The organism is Coleofasciculus sp. LEGE 07092 (assembly GCF_015207375.1).
GTDB lineage: Bacteria > Cyanobacteriota > Cyanobacteriia > Cyanobacteriales > Coleofasciculaceae > LEGE-07092.
The window spans coordinates 1-3,386 of record NZ_JADEWY010000244.1 but is presented as its reverse complement, the minus strand read 5'-3'; the positions used below and the strand labels follow the sequence as shown (position 1 = coordinate 3,386).

4 protein-coding genes and 1 pseudogene are annotated in these 3,386 nt (G+C 44.8%); 1 reads left to right on the top strand and 4 read right to left on the bottom strand.

The annotated features are described in order from the left end of the window. Positions 1 to 87: 87 nt before the first annotated feature. Entirely contained in the window at positions 88 to 201 is a 114-nt protein-coding gene (locus tag IQ257_RS31750; RefSeq protein ID WP_416207942.1) for a DUF6888 family protein, read from the bottom strand. Between the two features lie 34 nt (positions 202 to 235). Here IQ257_RS31750 and IQ257_RS31745 point away from each other — a divergent pair. Then, positions 236 to 1,449: pseudogene (locus IQ257_RS31745) on the top strand (EF-Tu/IF-2/RF-3 family GTPase); the annotation flags it as partial. 105 nt (positions 1,450 to 1,554) lie between these two features. On the opposite strand, the gene IQ257_RS29080 reads toward IQ257_RS31745, so the two are convergent. From IQ257_RS29080 to IQ257_RS29070, 3 genes are read right to left on the bottom strand one after another with little or no spacing between them, the layout of a single operon-like run. Next, a complete protein-coding gene (locus IQ257_RS29080) occupies positions 1,555 to 1,938 on the bottom strand; it encodes a hypothetical protein (RefSeq protein ID WP_193882463.1) in 384 nt (127 codons plus the stop codon). Positions 1,939 to 1,940: 2 nt separating this feature from the next. Continuing rightward, a complete protein-coding gene (locus IQ257_RS29075) occupies positions 1,941 to 2,507 on the bottom strand; it encodes a hypothetical protein (protein WP_193882461.1) in 567 nt (188 codons plus the stop codon). Beyond that, on the bottom strand, positions 2,500 to 2,805 hold the full coding sequence (locus IQ257_RS29070; RefSeq protein ID WP_193882460.1) for a hypothetical protein: 306 nt from the start codon (positions 2,803 to 2,805) through the stop codon (positions 2,500 to 2,502). Before IQ257_RS29070 ends, IQ257_RS29075 begins: the two co-directional genes overlap by 8 nt. Between the last annotated feature and the right edge of the window lie 581 nt (positions 2,806 to 3,386).

Here is a 3,386-nt window from a genome sequence, read left to right as displayed (position 1 = left end):
TAGCCTCTATCCTACCTCTGAATATTGATACCCACACATAGATTCTTGAGCTGAGTGTTGTTTGATGGCAAGAGCTAACCTCCTATTTTACCTCAAAATCTCAATAATTTTAGATGCGTTTACCCTGATATCTTCCCCAGCCAGAATGAACAGGTTCCCCGTGCGTTCATCGAGGCGAACCAGAAAAATAGGCTGGTACATCCTTGTTAAACCATAACAAACCAAATAGCACTTCAGTGAGGATAAGTTTGAGGGTGTCATCGATTTAATAGAGATGACGGCAAACTATTTTGCTGGCGAAAAGGGTGAACAGCATCTAATTCTGCCGATTCCTGAAAACCTGCGGGATAAGGCAGAAGAGGCGCGGGAAAAACTGCTCGATCGCCTTTCCATTTTCTCCGATACGATCATGGAGAAGCTGCTGGAGGGTGAAGCCGTTCCTAAAGAGTTAATTTGGGAAACTATTCGCAAGGCGACATTAAGCCTACAGCTAACTCCGGTGCTGATGGGTTCGGCATTCAAAAATAAAGGAGTGCAGAACCTGCTAGATGCGATCGCACTTTATCTCCCCTCTCCTATTGACAGGGAAATCGTAAAGGCGATTGATGTCCAAACCAATGAGTCGGTTAATGTTGATTCCAACCCCGATAACCCCCTCGTGGCACTGGCGTTTAAAATTACCGACGAGGAAACCGGACAGCTAACCTACACCCGTCTCTACTCCGGTACTCTGGGCAAAGGCGATACCGTCTACAATACCCGTACAGGTAAGCGAGTGCGAATTGGGCGACTGGTGCGGATGCACGCTAACCACCGCCAAGAAATCGCCGAAGCTACTGCTGGGGATATTATTGCGCTGATTGGTGTGGTCTTTGTGACGAACCCTTTGTCTTTGAGAGTCAAGTAGTCGGTGGTGCAATTCCCAAGGAGTTCATCTCCGGTTGCGAGAAGGGATTCCGCGATGCGACTGCTAGCGGATTGCTGATTGGAGCTTCGACTTCGCTCAGCTCCAACATCGAGCGAAGTCGAGATGTTGGTTATCCCGTAACTGGGGTTAAGGTAATTCTGGAAGGTGGTAGCTATCACAGCGTTGATTCTTCAGAACTAGCATTCCGCTATGCGGCAAAGCAAGGTATCTTGCAAGGTTTCGCCGAGGCTAAACCAGTTATTCTGGAACCGATTATGCTCGTGGAAGTGGAAACACCGAATGAGTATGTGGGACGGGTGCAAGGTGATCTTTCCTCTAGACGGGGTTTGCTATTGGGTTCTCAAACAATGGAGGGTTACTCAGTGATTTCTGCTGAAGTACCGCTCAAGGAAATGTTTGGGTATTCGATGGCAGTGCGATCGCTTTCTTCAGGTCAAGCTAACTTTACCATGGAGTTCGCCACCTATCGGCAGGTTCCTGCTAGCGAACAAAAACTGCTAATTGAAAAGGTAGTTAAATAATTCATCCGGCAAAAGGGACAATAATAGATTTTCTCTTTTGCCTTCTTTTTAGTGTTATCGAAGACAACAATCTGAAAAGTACTGATAAAAAAGTACAACTGCTGTTCAAGTAGACTCATTCAATATAGTTGTAGCCTCAGCTAAAAGGTTACACTTTTCCCCATCATTTTGTCCTTCAATGAGAGAATGGGCGTAGTTGTTTTGTAAAGGATCGTGCCGAACAAAAAAACCTAGGGAGCGTGGATATCCTGCTACCAAAACCCCTAGTACAAACTGCGCTTTCCTCTCTTCACCAACACGAGCTAAAGACTCTTGTCGAGTGGTTAATCTTGCTAGGTCAACAGAAATACTATTCTCCGGCTGTTTATTCCGTTTGAAAGCAGCAGAGCTAACTTTGCCATTTTTTTTAATATGCGATAGTTTACTAAGTCGCCGATAGAGTTCGTCTTGATCGGCAATCTCTTCTAACGCGGTAGCCTCTTCCGACATCCCTACTCCTTAATTTCGAGGCTCAGGAATTGAGATAGCAAGTTCAGCACCTCGTTCAAAGAAACCTGATGTTGTTCTTTGAATTTTCGATTGGTTCCCTGTCCCTCTATGAGTACATAGCCCAAATCTCCGTTTGGGTCGATTTCAACTTCAAGCTCACCTTGTTGTCCGCTCCATTCCAGTTGTAAGCCTCCATCGACAAGCGGTGCTATAAATTGCGGAAGAAGTTCTCTCACCTTTCTAGAGAGTTGCTCTCTCAAAGCATCTAGAAGCTCAAAGGCAGTAACTATAGCAACCGAAGAGACTGGCTCAGCACCATAGGAATCCCAATCTGCTTCTAATTGAGCAAGCTCTTTCAGTCGCTTAAAGATTGGAGCTAGTGAAATTTGTGAACTAGTTTTTTGCCATAGCTTATTCTTCTGATTAGCTTCCAGAACAACAGAAGCTTTCGGCAAAACCGGGGTTGGAGTTAAATAGTCTACCCGTGACGTTCCCCTACTCTTCTGATGAATAATCCCTTTAGTACTTCCCCACTTTGGAGAGAGTTTCAAGACGCTTGCCTTAGGCATTTTCTTCCTCTATTTCGGTTAGAATCTCTTTAAGGCGATCAAATAAATCACTAGCTACTAGCGGGTTAATAGCTATCCGCGCTACAAAACTGGCTGGAACTTTGATTTCCTTTTGCTCATTATCAGGTTGATTCTCAATTTTCCTTTCAACAGCAATGGGATCTACGAAGCCAAAGTTAATAATAATCTCACCGCCTAACTCACTTGCTGTTACCAAATTAGCAAAAGTTGGAACAGAGCCAGAAGGCTCTGTAAACTCAAAGTATAGTAGTGGTTGATCTGCCTGGTCTTCAGGCATATTTTTCCCTCTTTTAACGTTAACTACTACTCAGTATCAATAGTCTGACGACTCTAGTGCAAGAAGGCGTAAGTTTAGGAAGGGTCAATATTTATAAATTATCTTACTGTTCTCAGGCTAGCCAACCCTATCCGAATTTAAGCCCTAGAGTACTAGGACAATCTTGATTCATCTTATCTCTACTATTAGAAGTTATATCATGTCCCTTACCGTTAAGTACCTCCCATGAGCGACTGGCGTGGGTTAGCCCAGTCAAAATGTACTTCCGAAGAGTTGCTTGCTCCCTGTAGCATCTCACCAATCAAATAGGATGGTTATAGTTAGCCGCGATCGCTCTCCTTCAAACTTCCCTGTCAGCAGCTAGATAGGGCTTGCTGAATAAGTGTTGGGGTGAGGGTAGAGAGCCGGGGGAGCGGGGGAGCCGAGAAAAAGCTTATCCCATAAATTTGTAAGCTATCGCTCTTTTGTCACTCTGGGAAGAGTATAATCAAGAAAAAGCGTTGAAACCCAAGTCCCGCCTATGATAGCGCCGAGAGAGCCTCAACCCACAGTGAAGTTTGTGGACTCCTATTGTGAAGGCT